Source organism: Mycobacteroides sp. CBMA 271, from assembly GCF_009729205.1.
In the GTDB taxonomy this organism is placed as follows: Bacteria; Actinomycetota; Actinomycetes; order Mycobacteriales; family Mycobacteriaceae; genus Mycobacterium.
Genome location: NZ_VTHB01000010.1, coordinates 1 through 14,910, shown reverse-complemented (window position 1 = coordinate 14,910; position 14,910 = coordinate 1). Strand labels below are relative to the sequence as shown.

Genomic DNA, 14,910 nt, shown 5'->3' with positions numbered 1-14,910 from the left:
GACCGCCATGCATGAATCGATGCGGGGCGTATCGGCTGCCGCGCTGCGCCGTGGGCGTCTGATGGTGCTGGTCGCGATCCTGCTCTTCGCCCTATGCCTTCGTTCGGCGGTCACCTCGCTAACTCCGTTGCTGACCGAGATCTCGCGGGACGTTGGGTTTGGTTCCGCGGTGATCGGTGTGTTCGGGATGCTTCCGACGGCCATGTTCGCGGTCGCTGGGTTGGTGACACCCGCGCTGACCGAGCGGTTCGGTCTCGAGCGCACCACGCTCGCTGCCGTGGTGGCCACCGTCATCGGCATGGCGGCGCGACCCGCGATGACCTCGACGGGTGGGCTGGTGGTGCTGTCCTGCGTGGCCTTGCTCGGCATGGGCATCGGCAACGTGGTGATCCCGCCATTGGTCAAGCGGTACTTCTCTCATCGCGTTGCGCTGATGAGCGCGGCCTACCTGACGGTGCTTCAGATCGGCACCACGGTGCCGGCGCTCACCGCGGTTCCGCTCGCTGACGCGTATGGATGGCGATTCTCGTTGGGGGCGTGGGTGCTGGTTCCGATCGCAGCCCTGCTGCCGTGGATCGGTGTCGTCATCGCCCGCCGTGGTCATGATGTCGCAGACCACTCCGCCGAAGTCCATGCGGATTCAGCTGCCGTGGGCCAGGTTTGGCGTTCACCGTTGGCGTGGGGCATGGCCGGAATGTTCGGCATGACGTCCCTCGTGACTTACTCGATGTTCACCTGGATCCCGGCGATCCTGTCCTCGGCCGGCGGTAGCGCCGCGCTGGGCGGCGTAATGGTGGCGCTCTTCTCCGGCGTGGGATTCTTTGGCACGCTGGCCATCCCGCCGCTCGCGGCCCGCATGCGTAACCCGTTCCCGTTGGTGGCGGCGTGCTTGGTCTGCTTCTTGGTCGGTTTCGGCGGGCTGCTGTGGATGCCGATGACGGCGACTGCGCTGTGGGTGATCGTGCTCGGATTCGGGCCGTCGACATTCCCGTTGGGTCTGACGCTGGTGAATCTGCGTACCCGTACCGCTGGCGGTTCCGCGGCGCTGTCCGGCTTCACACAGGGAGTTGGGTATGCCGTCGCATGCCTGGGCCCCGTGTTGTTCGGTGTGTTGCACGACGTGACCGGTGGTTGGTACGCACCGTTCGCACTGCTGCTCGTCGCGATCACCGTGCTGGGCGTCGGCGCGTTCCAGGCGTGCAAGCCTCGGATGCTGGAAGACACCTGGAGTCGCTAGAAGGGTGGGGGGTTGGCTTGGGCGTAGGCGGCTTGTTGGGCTTGGCGTTGCAGTCGGTCGTTTCGGTTGTGGTTTCGTTCGGTGGTGTGGCGTTGTTGGCGGTTTTGGGTGCGGGTGCGTGTTCGGGTGAGGTTGGCGAAGAGCAGGTTGCTGGCCGGGGTGGTGGTGTAGAGGTGTCCGGTGGGTGCTTTCCAGATGATGGTGCCGTCGGGTTCTTGGATTTCGCGCCAGCCGCCGAAGGTTTTGAGTAGGTGGTGTTTGCGGCACAGTGCTTTGAGGTTGTCGGCGTCGGTGTGTCCGCCGTTGGCGTGGGGGATGCTGTGGTCGAGGTCGGCTTTGTCGGCGGGTTGTGAGCAGCCGGGGAATCGGCACATCTGGTCGCGGCACCGCACGAAGGCGTCCAGGGCGCGGGTGGGCCGGTAGCGGTCGGTGCCCTCGGATGTCAGGGTGCGGGTGCGGGTGCCCGGTTGGGCGGCGATGTGGCGGGCTTGTTCGGCGTTGATGACCCCGAATCCGGAGATCTGGGCGGGCTCGGTGTTCTCGGGGTCTTCGAGGGTGGTTTGGTTGGCGACCATGTGCACGATTACTGGGGTGTCGGCCGCTGCGCGGCCGGCGCAGTCGGGATCGATGCAGGTGCAGTGCATCTGGTCGTGGCCTTGGGTGAGGGCGCCGATGGCGTCGGCGCGCTTCTGGGCTTTGGTGCGTGGGTCGGCGCCGCAAACGGTGGCGGCGAGCAGGTCGAGGCGCCGATCGAGGGCGACGGCGTGCGGGGTTTGTAGGACTCCCCAGATTTCGGCGAGGGGGTTCCCAGTGTCCAGGGGTCGGATCTGCAGGTGTCGGTCATCAGCGGCGGTTTTGGTGCGCCGTACCGCGTCGAGATCATGGTGGTAGACGAGGGCGTCCAGGGCGGCGGTGATGCGTTTGACCGACCAGCGTTCCCAGCGGGGTATCGCGGCCACGATCGCGGCGTCCACGGCGGCGACCACGGCATCGTCCTCGAGTGGCTCGGTGCGTCCGATGATGAGGGCGACGGTGCGAAAGTCGCTGTGTCCGTCGGTGAATCGGGCCGCCACGGCTTTGAGACGGTGTCGCAGCACGTAGGCGTAGCGCATCTGGTGAGAGGCCAACGCGTGAGTGATGCCCTGGGCGGCAGCGATTTGGGCGGCCACCTCATCCCAGCGGTCCACGGCGAACCGGTCCTGGGGTTCTTCCTGGTTGGGATCGGCGTGCCGGTCCACCAGGGCGCCGATCGCGGCCAGTCGCCGCGCGGCGCCCTGGGCCTCAGCTCGTTGTGCCGCGGTGATCACGTCGATCAGCTCAGCATCCCCCATGGAGTCGAACATGCATTCGAATCTACCGTGACAGATGCTGCCCTGCAAGGGGATTGGTGAACAACTTCAGTCACTCCAGCAACACATGCGAATACACCGTCCCGCGCTCCTCGCGCTGCCAGAGAACGTCGCTTCCGACATGGACGCCATCCGAAGCCAGCGCACGCTTGAGGATCTTGTTGGTTGCGGTGGAGGGGAGGCTCTCTGCTAGGCGGACATGCCGAGGCCAACCAATTCGAGGCAGATCCTCCTGCGCGGCAAGGAAATCAGTGAGCTCGGACGGGGCTAAGGAGCCGCGCAGCACCAGTGCGGCCATCAGCTGATCACCGCCAGAAGTATCGCGAATCGCGTACACCGCAACCTGGCTCACCGCCGGATGCCGTTGCAGCACCCGCTCGATAGGCGCGGCGGCCAGGTTCTCGCCGTTGATCCGCATCCAGTCGGCGGTCCGTCCCGCAAGGTATATCCAGCCCTCGGCGTCCCGGTAGGCAAGGTCGCCCGACCAGTACATCCCGTGGCGCAGGCGTTCGTCGGTGGCGTTCGCGTCGTTGTAGTAGCCGGAAAAGAAGCCCGCTCCTTGGGTATTCACCAACTCGCCGACCGCGTCATCAAAGTTGGACAGGACTCCGTGCGCGTCGAACTCGGCCAGTGCGCACTCGGTCAGCGAATCGGCGTCGTAGATGGCGACGCCGGGGAAACCCTTGCCGATGGACCCGGCTGGCGTTCCTTCCTCGCGGGTGATGATGACGGCGTTCTCCGTGGATCCAAACCCGTCGTACACCATCACATCGAATCGCCGTGCAAACTCGGTGATGTCGTGATCAGACGCCTCGTTGCCGAATGCCACGCGTAGGGGATTGGCTGCATCGTCCGCGTACTCCGAGGTGGCCAGCACATAGGCCAGCGGCTTACCCACGTAGTTCATATAGGTGGCGCCCACCTCCCGTACGTCGGCGAGGAAGCGCGAGGCAGAGAATTTCGCCGGGGCGAGGGTGGCACCCGCCGCGACGGCCACCCCCCAGCCCGCGAGCACAGCATTCGAATGGAACAGCGGCATCGAGACGTAACACACGTCGGCCGGGGAAAGGGAGAATCTCGTTACCAGTGCTTGCGCCGCGACGAGAACCGTCATGTGGTTCACGAGAACAGCTTTCGGGTCACCACTGGTCCCCGAGGTGAAGATCATCATGAAGGGGTCGAGCGTACCGACCGTTCGGTAGGGCTGGAGCTCGTCGGCCGCGCTGATCTCCCAGTGCCAATCGTCGCCGTCGACATCGATCACCAATATGCCGGACATGTCCAAGGATTTGAGCAGATCCCGATGCTCAGTATCGACGAGCAGGATCTGCACATCCGCCTTGCGGATATCGCGCAACAACCCGTCGCCGCGGCGGGTGTTGTTGATGGCGCACAGGATGTATCCACCGTGGGCCGCGGCCGTCATCGCCATCACCATTGCGGGCGTGTTGGCCAACAGGGTGCCCACATGAAGTGGTCGGGTGGGATCGGCCATCCTGATCAATGCCGCTGCTTGGGAGGCTGACTCGGTCACAAGTTCCCGCCAGGTCCACTTCTCGCCTCGATAGACAAGAGCGGCATTGTCGTCATATGCGCGGGCGCGAACCAGCTCCTGAATGGTCTCAGCCACGGGCGGCTTCGGTCAGCGACGCGGCCGTCACACCCAGATGCCTTTGTAAGAACCCGATTTGATGTGCCGCGACAGACTCGAAGTACTCCTGCCCCTGATACACGCCGAAATGGCCACACGGGTAGTGGCGCACCTCCGCCCGTGCCTTGAACGCGGCCTTGGCCGCCGCGTATGGCGGTGCGGCGCGGTCGAAGTCGGCGATCTGAACCAGGATGGGGCAGTTGATTCGTCCGGCGAAGCGGGTAGGTCGATACGACGCGAGCTGACTGCCCACCGTTGCGTCGATTTCATTGCGCCACGTAGGACCGGCGATCGCCATGTGTGCCTCGTAGTACCCGTCGGATGTCAATGCGGCCAGCTCGCCGGGCCGCCCGACGATGGGGATGGTTTGTTGGCCACGACCCATCCGGCTGCGAATCCCGGCGAACGCGGAACGCAGCAGCATCCCACCGCTGTGCTCGCCCAACGCTGCTCGCGCCGCCGCGATTCCGTCCACTAGAGGTGTCACCGAGACCACGGCGGCAATATCGTTGCGCGAGCCGGCCACCGTCAGCACATGGCCGCCGGCCAGGGATACACCCCACAGGACTACCCGTGTCGGATCGACCCTGGGAAGTCGCAATGCCGCGGCAATGGCCGCGTGGTAGTCGCCGATCTGATGGCTGAACGAAACCTGTTGCCGTGGAAAACCGTCAGAGGACCCAAAGCCGCGGTAGTCAAAGGCGAAGGCATGTATACCGGCGTCGGACAGTCGCTCGGCGAACGGTTCCAATCCGGAATCCTTAGTCCCCCCAAGGCCATGCGCCATCACCACGACGGGCGCCGAATCTGTTGACGTGGCCGCGGGATAGAACCATGCGTCACAGTCGATGCCGTTGCTGCTGAATCGGATGTTTTGACGGTTCATGCCACGCCTCCCGCCCGAGCGAATCCGCGCGGGATCTCCTTGGTTCTCATGTCGTGCTCGTACAGAAAATAGTCCAGCTGTTGCGTGTGTCGCGGGCGGTCCAACATGTGCCCGGTGTACTTGCGATGTTCGGCCTCGATCACGTCGTGCATCTCGTCGACCGAAGGCAGCCGGTACTTACCGGCCGCGTACGCGCCCACGAGCCGGGCCTGGCATTCGACGAAGGGAAACAGCGACGGAACCGCCTGAGCGAGGCCGACGAAGATCAGATCGTCCAGTCCAGGTTTGAACATCCGCTTGTACAGGTCGATGCGGTTGTTGGGGGCGCTGATGAACTCCGGATCGAAGAAGGGGAAGGTGATGTTGTATCCCGTCGCGTAGATGATGACGTCGAAATCTTCTGACGTGCCGTCTGCGAAATGCACCGTCTCACCCTCGAGGCGACTGATGTTGGGCTTGGGAGCGATGTCGCCCGATCCGAGCCGCAGTGGCAGCTCGACGGACTGGGTGAAGTGCGCCTCTCCGAACTTGTGATTCGGCACCGGCAGCCCCAGCTGCTCGGGCCGGCCGGACATGAGTGGCTGCATCATTTGAAACAGCTTGCGTTGCCAGGACATCGGGATATGCGGGCTGGTGCGAAAGTATTTGTCGGCGGGTTGCCCCGCAACGTACTTCGGCACGATCCAGGCGCCGGACCGGGTGGACAGGGCGACGGTGTTCCCGGTGGCCCGCGATGAGAGCTCGACGGCGATGTCCGCGGCACTGTTGCCCAGGCCGACGACCAGGATCCGCTTGTCCATGAGGTCGAGCGGCGTGCGTGGGTCGATGTAGTGGTGCGAGTGCAGGGTGGTGCCGGTGAACGTGCCCGGGAAGTCGGGTTGTCTTGGGTCCCAGTGATGGCCGTTGGCGACGACGAGAAGGTCGAATTGCCGCCGTTCGCCCGCCTGCGTCAGTAGTTCCCAGCCTCCGTCGGAGAGCCGCTCGGCGTGGACAACGCCGTTCTGGAACTCGATGTTGGTTTTGAGGTCGAATGCGGTTGCGTAGTCCTCGAGGTATTGCTTGATGAGCGTGTGATGGGGGAAGTGTGGGTAGCTATCCGGCATGGGGAAATCTCGGAAGGAGAGCTGGTGCCGAGACGTGTCGATATGCAGCGAGCGGTAGGCGCTGCTGTGACCGTTGGGGTTGCCGAACGCCCAGTTGCCTCCGATCCGGTCCGAAGTCTCAAAGCACGTGTAGGGAATTCCGTAGTCGGACAACATCTTTGCGGAAGTGAGCCCGCTGATGCCGGCGCCGATGATCGCGGTATTGGGTCGGGTCATGGCACTCCTTGAGACGCGGCAGCGTCGCCGCGGTCGCCTTGTGAACAGTTCTAAAGATTTGTGCACTCGAAGTGTACACAGATCTTGAAATGTGTCTACGCCTTGTCTACATTGAGGGCATGACTGCGGTGTTTGACGACGGTTCGGTACCCGACCCCGATAGTGATTCGGTGACCGCGCGGCTGCTGGATGCCACCGAGAAACTCTTGGCCGACAAGGGCATTCGGGCGACCACGATGACCGATGTGGCTGAGGAAGTGGGAGTTTCGCGATCGTGGCTCTATCGACACTTTCCGGACAAGCAGGCTTTGGTGGGCGGGGCGATCATCCGGCTCATCGAAATCAGCTGGGCCCAGTCTGCGGCCGAGCTTTCAGATATTGACGGTTTCGAGGAGCGCCTGGTGGCCGGCGTGAAGATCGGCCGCCGTGCCTACGACGATCCGGGGACCCTGCTCATGCGGTTACGTGTGCGCGAGCCCGAGGAGTTCTACGCGTGCGCCGGCGCGGGTGTTCAGGGCCTGGTGCCCGACCTGGCTGGGTTCTGGCGGCCCTACGTAGAGGCCGCCCGCGACGCCGGGGATATCCACGCGCGTACCGATGTGGCGGAAGCCAGCGAGTGGATTGCCCGCGTGATGATCAGCCTGGGCAGTGTCCCGGGGAACTGCATCGACCCGGATGATCCTGCCTCGTTGCGACGCCACTTCCGGCGTTACGTCTTGCCGGCGCTCCGCATTGCGCCGGTGAAATAGCGATAGTCCAAGAACAGGTAGGGAATTGATATGGGCGCCCCATTCGATACGGTGATACGCAACGGCAGATGGTTCGACGGGACGGGCGCCGCATCCGCCGTCCGAAACATCGGCATCAAGGACGGGCATATCGCCGCGATCTCGGCCGACGGCCTGGACGAGACAAGCTGCCACAACGTCATCGACGCCAGCGGCAGGTGGGTACTGCCGGGACTTGTCGATATCCACACGCATTACGACGTCGAGGTGCTGGCCGCACCGGCGTTGTCTGAATCTGTCCGGCATGGAGTCACGACGGTGATGTTGGGCTCATGCTCGCTGTCGGTCGTGCACGTCAACGGTATCGACGCGGGGGACATCTTCGGCCGGGTGGAGGCCATACCGCGCGAGCACGTGATCGGAGCGGTCGATCAGCACAAGACGTGGACGAATGCTCGCGAGTACATCGCGGCGCTGGAGTCGCTGCCGCTGGGCCCGAATATCGCTACGTTCCTGGGGCATTCGGACATGCGGGCGGCCGTGATGGGTCTGGATCGTGCCACCCGCAAGTCGGAACGGCCCACTCCCGGCGAGCAGGCTCAGATGGATCGATGGCTTACCGAGGCGCTGGACGCCGGGTTTGTGGGCATGTCATCTCAGCAGCTGCTGTTCGACAAACTTGACGGCGCGGTGTGCCGTTCGCGGACGCTGCCGTCCACCTACGCCAAGCCGCGCGAACTGCGGAAACTGAAAGCTCAGTTGCGCCAAAGGAACCGGGCGTTGCAATCCGGGCCGGACATTGAGAATCCGTTCAATGTGCTGTCGCAGGCAGTGCAGTCGCTGGGCATACTGCGCAAGCGGTTGTCGACGTCATTGCTATCGGCGGCCGATATCAAGGCCAATCCGTACGCAATTCGCGCGATGGGCCCGCTTGCCAAAATCGTCAACAAGCTCGGTGGGAACTTCCGGTGGCAACATCTGCCCGTGCCGTTCGAGGTGTATGCCGACGGTATCGACTTGGTGATCTTCGAAGAGTTCGGTGCGGGGGCCGCGGCACTGCACCTGCGCGATGAGGTCGAACGCAACGAGCTACTGCGCGATGAGGAGTACCGTCGCCGGTTCCGCAAGGAATATGAGAGCAAGTTCGGCGTAAGAGTCTGGCATCGAGACTTTTTCGATGCCGAGATCGTCTCCTGCCCGGACGAGTCGGTGATCGGGAAGACCTTCGGACAGGTCGGCGTGGATCGCGGCGGCTTGCATCCCGTCGACACGTTCCTGGACCTGGTGCTCGAACACGGCACGGCGATCCGTTGGCGGACCACGATCTCCAACCACCGTCCCGAGGTGCTCAAGCAGCTGGCACAAGACCCCGGTATCCAGATTGGCTTCTCCGATGCCGGCGCACATCTGCGGAACATGGCCTTCTACAACTTTGGGCTCCGACTATTGCGTCACGTCCGCGATGCGCAGGAAGCGGGCCAGCCGTTCATGACCATCGAGCAGGCCGTGCACCGGCTGACCGGTGAACTGGCGGACTGGTACCAGATCGATGCCGGACACCTCCGAATCGGGGACCGTGCAGACCTTTTCGTGCTCGACCCGGAGAAACTCGACGGGACTCTCACCGAATACGCCGAGCAGCCCGTCCATGCCTATGGCGGGCTGTCGCGGATGGTCAATCGCAATGACGCGACCGTGAGCACCGTGCTGATCGGCGGTCAGGCCGTCGTCGCCGACGGGCAACCCTCCGATGGCCTGGGCACGCGGCGCACCGGCGTGTTTCTGCGTGCGGGCGAGAAGGCGAATGCCGTGTCGCGGGGAGGCGTGGCCACTGCCGGTTAGTACAGCCCAATCTGTACTATTGGGCGCATGGAGACGGCGGTTCACCGCGATGCGTTGATGCGGTTCGGGAGTGCGTTGTCGGATCCGACGCGCGCAGGCATCCTGTTGAGCCTGCGATCGCGGCCGGGGTATCCGTCTGAACTTGCCGACGAGGTTGGGGTATCGAGGCAGATCACTTCGAATCACCTTGCATGTCTTCGTGGTTGCGGGCTGGTCGTTGCCGTCCCAGAAGGTCGACGCACTAGGTACGAGCTTGCCGATGATCGAATTGGCCGGGCGCTGGATGATCTAGTGCAGCTGGTGTTGACGGTGGACCCGTCGTATTGCCCGGCCGATGAGGGCTGCTGCTGATGGTGCTCACCACGCAGCGGCGCGATGTCCTCACGCGCAGGGTCCGGCTGTTCGTGGCCGCGACCATCGCCTACAACGTCATCGAAGCGATCGTTGCCCTCGGCGAGGGCGCGCGGGTGTCCTCGACGGCCTTGATCGGTTTCGGCCTGGATTCGGTCATCGAGGTGTCATCGGCAGCGGCGGTGGCCTGGCAGTTCAGTGCCAAGGATCCCGAGGCGCGCGAGAAGGCCGCGCTTCGGGCGATCGCCCTCTCATTCTTTGCGCTCGCCGCCTATGTGTCGGTGGAGTCCATCCGGTCGTTGGCAGGATTCGGTGAGGCCCGGCATTCGACCATCGGGATAATCCTGGCCGCGGTGAGTCTGGCGGTCATGCCGGTGTTGTCCTGGGCGCAACGCTGTGCCGGCCGTGAGCTGGGATCTCGGTCGGCGGTGGCCGATTCGAAGCAGACGCTGCTGTGCACCTACTTGTCGGCAGTGCTGTTGGTGGGGCTCGTGGTGAACTCGCTATTTGGGTGGTCGTGGGCCGATCCGCTGGCCGCGCTGGTGATCGCAGTCATCGCGGTTCGTGAAGGAATGAACGCCTGGAAGGGCGAATCCTGCTGTGCGCCGGCGTTCCCCGTGGAATCTGCGGCGGCCGGTAGCGACAGTTGCGGATGCTGCGAGCACTAGACCGCGCCATGGTCTATTATCTGCGTATCAATGCAGATACGCAGTAGAGGAGGGTTCGATGGGGCGTCTGTACGAATTGGCGTACCGGTTCGGCGTGACCCCGTGGGAACAGACGGATCCCGAGTCGGAGTTTCTCAGGCAGCTACGAGGCCTGTTGGACCAAGAGTCTGCCGCGGTGTCAATGCCCGCAACGGCTCTCGACTTGGGTTGTGGAACAGGCGATCACAGCATCGAGCTCGCACAACGTGGATGGCAGGTCACAGGTCTGGACTCCGTCGAGCGCGCGGTGCAGAAGGCACGCGTCAAGGCATACGCGGCGCATGTGGACGCCGAATTCCTGCAGGCCGATGTCACTAACCTCCCCGAGGCGATCGGGGCGGGCTACCGTCTGGTGCTCGACGTGGGGTGCTATCACGGGCTCGCACCTCACGACCGCACCGCATACGCGCAGCAGGTCACGTCGGTGACCGATCCGGGTGCGAGTCTCCTGATGTTCGCCTTCAGCCCGGGCCGCCGGGGCCCGCTGCCACGCGGGGCCGATCGAACCGAGATTGAGCAGACCTTTAGCGGGTGGCGAGTTGTCGAGGACGAGCTCGCGGACACAGGTGGGCTCGCCGAGCCGATCAAGAGAACCGGGCCCCGCTGGTTCCGTCTCACACGTGAGGACTCGGGGAGATGACGGCGAACAGAGCGCCACTGGGTGATGAGCAGACGGCGCTGGTGGTCGAGGTGTTCCGAATGCTGGCCGATGCCACCCGAGTTCGGGTGTTGTGGGCGCTCACCGCTGGTGAACTGTCCGTCAACGAGCTGGCCGACCTTGTCGGTAAGCCTGCGCCGTCGGTGTCGCAGCACTTGGCCAAGCTACGGATGGCGCGACTGGTGCGCACCCGTCGTGAGGGCACCACGGTCTACTACAGCCTGGAGAACGAACACGTCGAGCAGCTCGTCACGGACGCGGTATACAACGCCGAGCATGCCGGGCCGGGAATCCCGCCGCATCATCGTGGTGCGGTGGGGCCGAAGATAGTTGGCAAGCAATGAGTCGCGGGCATAGCCACGACGCCGCCGACAACATCGACGATGCGCTCACCTCTAGTGCCGCCGGCATCCGGGCCGTCAAGGTAAGTCTCGTCGCGCTGCTGTTGACGGCGGCGTTTCAAGTGGTGATCGTGGTGGTGTCCGGCTCGGTGGCGCTGGCGGCCGACACCATCCACAACTTCTCCGACGCGCTCACCGCGGTGCCGCTATGGCTGGCCTTCGCGCTCGGAACACGGGCCGCGACACGGCGATACACCTACGGGTTTGGGCGCGCGGAGGATTTGGCGGGCCTCTTCGTGGTGGCGATGATCGCACTGTCGGCTGTGATCGCCGGCTACGAGGCGGTGGTCCGTCTCGTCCATCCCGTGTTGATCGGCCAACTGGGCTGGGTGGCAGCCGCGGGTGTTGTTGGCTTCATCGGGAATGAACTGGTCGCCGTCTACCGGATCCGGGTCGGGCGCCGAATCGGCTCGGCCGCCCTGGTCGCCGACGGACTGCACGCGCGCACCGACGGTTTCACGTCCCTGGCTGTGGTGTTGGGGGCCGCCGGTGTCGCGCTGGGTTATCCGTTGGCTGATCCGATCATCGGGCTGGTGATCACCGTGGCGATTCTCGCGGTGCTGCGTACCGCGGTGCGTGATGTGTTCCGGCGGTTGATGGACGGTGTCGATCCGGTTTTGGTAGATGCCGCCGAAACGACGTTGGCGGCTCAGCCGGGAGTGCGGACGGTGCGCAGCGTGCGGCTGCGGTGGATCGGGCATCGCCTGCACGCGGATGCCGAACTCGATATCGACCCGAGTATCAGCCTGGCGGCGGCGCACCGTATTGCGCATGAGGCCGAACATGAACTGACCCATGCGGTTCCGAAGCTCGATACCGCGCTCATTCACGCCTACCCGGGTCACTGAGGCGACGGACGGCGTAGATCAGGGCACCCAGTGCCAGCACTGAGGTACCCGAGACGATCGACGGCAGCGGTAGCGCAAAGGCCACCACCACGCAGCCAATGAGGCCGAGCACCGGGATGATGCGTGGTGGGCGTCCCTCATCGCGGGAGAGAGTCCACGCCGATGCGTTCGCGACCGCGTAGTAGATCAGTACCGCAAAGGAGGAGAATCCGATCGCTCCGCGTACATCCACCGTGGCGGCCAGGACCGAAATAATCAGGCCGACAAGAATTTCGGCGCGATACGGAACCCCGTATCTGGGATGCACCGCCGACAGTTGGTGGGGCAGATGCCGGTCGCGGGCCATCGCGAAGGCCGTGCGCGACACCCCGAGGATCAGTGCCAACAGCGAGCCCAAGGCGGCGACGACGGCACCGATCCGCACCACTGGTTGCAGCCACGGCGCGCCTGCGGTGGTGACGGTATCGAGTAGGGGAGCGGCGGACGTGGCCAGTCGTTGCGGACCTAGTGTCGTCAATGCGGCAAGGGCGACAACGGCATAGACGACCAACGCGATCCCCAACGCGATGGGGATGGCGCGGGGGATGGTGCGGGCGGGGTCGCGGACCTCCTCGCCCAGGGTCGCGATGCGGGCGTATCCGGCGAACGCGAAGAAGAGCAGTCCGGCCGCCTGTAAGACGCCCTCGAATGAGCCGCCGGTGAGGTTGAGCGGGCTAACGTCGACTCCGCCGAGCCCGAAGGCGGTGACCACAACAGCGGCCAATATCGCCAACACGATCGCCACGATGACACGCGTCGCCCAGGCCGACTTCTGTACTCCCGCATAGTTGATCGCGGTCAGGGCCACAACCGCGGCCGCTGCGACGGCATGCGCATGCGCCGGCCATGCGTAGAAGCCGACCGTCAGCGCCATGGCGGCGCAGGACGCCGTCTTCCCAACCACGAACCCCCAGCCGGCCAGATACCCCCAGAATTCGCCGAGGCGTTCGCGGCCGTACACATAGGTGCCGCCCGACGCGGGGTACACAGCGGCCAGCCGCGCGGAGGATGTCGCGTTGCAGTAAGAGATGACTGCAGCGACCGCCAAGCCGAGGAGCAGAGCCGACCCGGCCGCCTGCGCCGCGGGCGCCAATGCCGCGAAGATTCCGGCACCGATCATCGAGCCCAGCCCGATCATGACGGCGTCGAAGGTGCCCAGTTCCCGCCGCAAGGGTCCGGACGATTCGCGGTTCATGCGCCCCGGGGCGTGTACATGATGACCGCGACCCCCGCGAGGCAGAGGAGCGCGCCGATGACGTCCCAGCGGTCTGGGCGGAAACCGTCCAGGGCCATGCCCCAGAGCAGCGACCCGGCCACGAAGACACCGCCGTACGCCGCCAGGATTCTGCCGAAGTGGGCGTCGGGTTGCAGTGTCGCGACGAACCCGTAGGCACCCAGCGCTATGACACCCAGGCCCGCCCAGGTCCAGCCGCGGTGTTCGCGTACTCCTTGCCAGACAAGCCAGGCGCCACCAATTTCCAGGACCGCCGCGACCGTGAACAACAAGATCGACTTTGCAACGGGCATGGGGTGAGCCTAATAGCCGAGATTGGACCCGGCGGGGGCCCGCAGATCGTAAGATTCCGACTCGTCGTACTTCGGGGGAAGGAAAGCTATGGGTATGTCATCAGCGGCGGTGGTTCTCGGTATGTGGCTCGCACTTTCGGAGCGGAATTGGAAGGCGCTTGAGCCCTTTCTGTCTGACGAGTGCATCTATCTGGACGTGCCGGTGGGTCCCGCCGCCGCGGCACGGGGACCCGCGGACATCGTCAAGCGGCTCAAGATCGGGCTGGAACCACTCAAGGGGTACGTGAACCACCCCGGCCTCCTCGTAGCCAACGGTGAGGATGTCATGTTCGAGCATTCCGAGACCTGGACCTGGACTACCGGCGAGATCGCAGTGCTCCCGTTCGTCACCGTCCACAAGGTGGTCGACGGGAAGATCACGGTCTGGAAGGACTACTGGGACATGGGCGCGCTGGCGAACTTCGCACCGGCGTCCTGGATGGCGGATTTTGCGAACGCCGATATGAGCTGGATCTACGACGCCACCGGACAGGTCTGAGGCTCAGCGGAGTTTTTCGCCGTATACGCGTTCGATCTTCAGCGCCATCAGGACGCGTCGATCCGACACCATGACCGATCGGTATTCAGCCCAGTCGGGGTGCTCGCCGGCGGCGCCGCGGTAGTAGTCGACAAGCGCCTCGATCTCGGGGCTTTCTGGATCGGTGCCGGGCCCGGTCAGGGTCACGTCTCCCTCGGCGGTCGCCCAGGCTCCGCCGTTCGGGCTGGTGACTTCCAGCGCGGCACGCGGATCTCTGCGCAGGTTCACGGTCTTGGCGCGGCCGTCCGTCATCGAGACGTAGATGATGCCCTTGTCGCGGTCGTAGAACGGGGTGACGGGGGAGAGCTGCGGAATTCCGTTCGACTTGATTGTCGCCAGGACGCCGATGCGGCTCTCGGCGAGTAACGCATGCGGATCGAACTGTTCGGTGGCCATGTCGGGGCGAACCCCGAATGTGGACCCGCTATTCCGGCTACCGTCCGGGCGGTGTCGAGTTGTCGGCGGGCATGGGCGGATTGGGGCCTTGTCCGACGATGCGTTCTTGGAGTCGGTAGAGGGTGTATTTGAAGCTGCCGACGAAGTAGGCCCAGTCTGCTTGCTTGGGGCCGTGGTTTTTATCGACGCCCTTGTTGCCTGCGTCATCGAGATTGCCCAGCGCAAGCTTGGCGATGTTGACGTCATGCGCCTGGGCGGCACCGGCGTTGGCCTTGATGAGAACGGGCATCAGTCGGTTGATCGCGACGAGGCTGGTGTTGGGGCTCACCGTGATGTCATTGGCGCCGCGTGCAATCGAGTTGAGGTCGGCGAACATGCTGCGGGTGTCGGTGCC

At 64.4% G+C, this 14,910-nt stretch carries 15 protein-coding genes and 2 pseudogenes; 9 read left to right on the top strand and 8 right to left on the bottom strand.

Going from position 1 to position 14,910, the window contains the following annotated elements:
- Positions 1 to 7: 7 nt before the first annotated feature.
- Positions 8 to 1,237, top strand: a complete 1,230-nt coding sequence (locus tag FZI91_RS23260; protein WP_155941507.1) for an MFS transporter — start codon at positions 8 to 10, stop codon at positions 1,235 to 1,237.
- On the opposite strand, the gene FZI91_RS23255 is transcribed toward FZI91_RS23260, so the two are convergent.
- Genes FZI91_RS23255 through FZI91_RS23240 form a run of 4 tightly spaced genes read right to left on the bottom strand, consistent with a single transcriptional unit; the run spans position 1,234 to position 6,442 of the window.
- Positions 1,234 to 2,580, bottom strand: coding sequence for an HNH endonuclease signature motif containing protein (locus FZI91_RS23255; RefSeq protein WP_155941482.1), 1,347 nt, complete (start codon positions 2,578 to 2,580; stop codon positions 1,234 to 1,236). The genes FZI91_RS23260 and FZI91_RS23255 overlap by 4 nt on opposite strands.
- Positions 2,581 to 2,638: 58 nt before the next feature.
- Positions 2,639 to 4,216 (bottom strand): fatty-acid--CoA ligase FadD1, encoded by a 1,578-nt coding sequence (fadD1, locus tag FZI91_RS23250; RefSeq protein ID WP_162526031.1) that lies wholly within the window; start codon positions 4,214 to 4,216, stop codon positions 2,639 to 2,641.
- Positions 4,209 to 5,123: an alpha/beta hydrolase gene (locus tag FZI91_RS23245; RefSeq protein ID WP_155941481.1), complete on the bottom strand. Its 915-nt coding sequence runs from the start codon at positions 5,121 to 5,123 to the stop codon at positions 4,209 to 4,211. The genes fadD1 and FZI91_RS23245 overlap by 8 nt, the downstream gene beginning before the upstream one ends.
- Positions 5,120 to 6,442, bottom strand: coding sequence for an NAD(P)/FAD-dependent oxidoreductase (locus tag FZI91_RS23240; RefSeq protein WP_155941480.1), 1,323 nt, complete (start codon positions 6,440 to 6,442; stop codon positions 5,120 to 5,122). Before FZI91_RS23240 ends, FZI91_RS23245 begins: the two co-directional genes overlap by 4 nt.
- Positions 6,443 to 6,561: 119 nt before the next feature.
- Here FZI91_RS23240 and FZI91_RS23235 point away from each other — a divergent pair, with 119 nt between their 5' ends.
- The 7 genes and pseudogenes from FZI91_RS23235 to FZI91_RS23205 form a co-directional block, all read left to right on the top strand.
- On the top strand, positions 6,562 to 7,191 hold the full coding sequence (locus tag FZI91_RS23235; protein ID WP_155941479.1) for a TetR/AcrR family transcriptional regulator: 630 nt from the start codon (positions 6,562 to 6,564) through the stop codon (positions 7,189 to 7,191).
- 30 nt (positions 7,192 to 7,221) lie between these two features.
- Complete coding sequence (locus tag FZI91_RS23230) at positions 7,222 to 9,012, top strand: amidohydrolase family protein (protein WP_155941478.1); 1,791 nt, start codon at positions 7,222 to 7,224, stop codon at positions 9,010 to 9,012.
- Positions 9,013 to 9,039: 27 nt separating this feature from the next.
- Positions 9,040 to 9,363 (top strand): helix-turn-helix transcriptional regulator, encoded by a 324-nt coding sequence (locus FZI91_RS23225; RefSeq protein WP_155941477.1) that lies wholly within the window; start codon positions 9,040 to 9,042, stop codon positions 9,361 to 9,363.
- On the top strand, positions 9,363 to 10,031 hold the full coding sequence (locus FZI91_RS23220) for a cation transporter (RefSeq protein WP_155941476.1): 669 nt from the start codon (positions 9,363 to 9,365) through the stop codon (positions 10,029 to 10,031). Before FZI91_RS23225 ends, FZI91_RS23220 begins: the two co-directional genes overlap by 1 nt.
- A gap of 58 nt (positions 10,032 to 10,089) precedes the next feature.
- A complete protein-coding gene (locus tag FZI91_RS23215; RefSeq protein WP_155941475.1) occupies positions 10,090 to 10,710 on the top strand; it encodes a class I SAM-dependent methyltransferase in 621 nt (206 codons plus the stop codon).
- On the top strand, positions 10,707 to 11,072 hold the full coding sequence (locus tag FZI91_RS23210) for a metalloregulator ArsR/SmtB family transcription factor (protein ID WP_155941474.1): 366 nt from the start codon (positions 10,707 to 10,709) through the stop codon (positions 11,070 to 11,072). The genes FZI91_RS23215 and FZI91_RS23210 overlap by 4 nt, the downstream gene beginning before the upstream one ends.
- Positions 11,073 to 11,080: 8 nt before the next feature.
- Positions 11,081 to 11,977, top strand: a pseudogene (locus FZI91_RS23205) (cation diffusion facilitator family transporter); the annotation flags it as partial.
- Here FZI91_RS23205 and FZI91_RS23200 read toward each other — a convergent pair.
- Positions 11,952 to 13,211, bottom strand: a complete 1,260-nt coding sequence (locus FZI91_RS23200; RefSeq protein ID WP_155941472.1) for an APC family permease — start codon at positions 13,209 to 13,211, stop codon at positions 11,952 to 11,954. The pseudogene FZI91_RS23205 and the gene FZI91_RS23200 sit on opposite strands and share 26 nt — an antisense overlap.
- Entirely contained in the window at positions 13,208 to 13,543 is a 336-nt protein-coding gene (locus tag FZI91_RS23195; protein ID WP_155941471.1) for a YnfA family protein, read from the bottom strand. Before FZI91_RS23195 ends, FZI91_RS23200 begins: the two co-directional genes overlap by 4 nt.
- A gap of 94 nt (positions 13,544 to 13,637) precedes the next feature.
- On the opposite strand from FZI91_RS23195, the gene FZI91_RS23190 reads away from it, so the two are divergent.
- Positions 13,638 to 14,081, top strand: a complete 444-nt coding sequence (locus FZI91_RS23190; RefSeq protein ID WP_155941505.1) for a nuclear transport factor 2 family protein — start codon at positions 13,638 to 13,640, stop codon at positions 14,079 to 14,081.
- 3 nt (positions 14,082 to 14,084) lie between these two features.
- Here the strand turns inward: FZI91_RS23190 and FZI91_RS23185 are convergent, their stop codons facing one another.
- Both FZI91_RS23185 and FZI91_RS23785 read right to left on the bottom strand, forming a co-directional pair.
- A complete protein-coding gene (locus FZI91_RS23185; protein ID WP_155941470.1) occupies positions 14,085 to 14,516 on the bottom strand; it encodes a PPOX class F420-dependent oxidoreductase in 432 nt (143 codons plus the stop codon).
- A gap of 37 nt (positions 14,517 to 14,553) precedes the next feature.
- Positions 14,554 to 14,910: pseudogene (locus tag FZI91_RS23785) on the bottom strand (mammalian cell entry protein); the annotation flags it as partial.

What these genes read in the sequence shown, in the direction of transcription:
- FZI91_RS23235 (WP_155941479.1), top strand. Translation starts at nt 6,562, where the DNA reads ATGACTGCGGTGTTTGACGACGGTTCGGTACCCGACCCCGATAGTGAT.
- FZI91_RS23260 (WP_155941507.1), top strand. Translation starts at nt 8, where the DNA reads ATGCATGAATCGATGCGGGGCGTATCGGCTGCCGCGCTGCGCCGTGGG.
- FZI91_RS23210 (WP_155941474.1), top strand. Translation starts at nt 10,707, where the DNA reads ATGACGGCGAACAGAGCGCCACTGGGTGATGAGCAGACGGCGCTGGTG.
- FZI91_RS23195 (WP_155941471.1), bottom strand. Translation starts at nt 13,543, where the DNA reads ATGCCCGTTGCAAAGTCGATCTTGTTGTTCACGGTCGCGGCGGTCCTG.
- FZI91_RS23185 (WP_155941470.1), bottom strand. Translation starts at nt 14,516, where the DNA reads ATGGCCACCGAACAGTTCGATCCGCATGCGTTACTCGCCGAGAGCCGC.
- FZI91_RS23200 (WP_155941472.1), bottom strand. Translation starts at nt 13,211, where the DNA reads ATGAACCGCGAATCGTCCGGACCCTTGCGGCGGGAACTGGGCACCTTC.
- FZI91_RS23220 (WP_155941476.1), top strand. Translation starts at nt 9,363, where the DNA reads ATGGTGCTCACCACGCAGCGGCGCGATGTCCTCACGCGCAGGGTCCGG.
- FZI91_RS23240 (WP_155941480.1), bottom strand. Translation starts at nt 6,442, where the DNA reads ATGACCCGACCCAATACCGCGATCATCGGCGCCGGCATCAGCGGGCTC.
- FZI91_RS23215 (WP_155941475.1), top strand. Translation starts at nt 10,090, where the DNA reads ATGGGGCGTCTGTACGAATTGGCGTACCGGTTCGGCGTGACCCCGTGG.
- FZI91_RS23230 (WP_155941478.1), top strand. Translation starts at nt 7,222, where the DNA reads ATGGGCGCCCCATTCGATACGGTGATACGCAACGGCAGATGGTTCGAC.
- FZI91_RS23190 (WP_155941505.1), top strand. Translation starts at nt 13,638, where the DNA reads ATGTCATCAGCGGCGGTGGTTCTCGGTATGTGGCTCGCACTTTCGGAG.
- FZI91_RS23255 (WP_155941482.1), bottom strand. Translation starts at nt 2,580, where the DNA reads ATGTTCGACTCCATGGGGGATGCTGAGCTGATCGACGTGATCACCGCG.
- FZI91_RS23225 (WP_155941477.1), top strand. Translation starts at nt 9,040, where the DNA reads ATGGAGACGGCGGTTCACCGCGATGCGTTGATGCGGTTCGGGAGTGCG.
- FZI91_RS23245 (WP_155941481.1), bottom strand. Translation starts at nt 5,123, where the DNA reads ATGAACCGTCAAAACATCCGATTCAGCAGCAACGGCATCGACTGTGAC.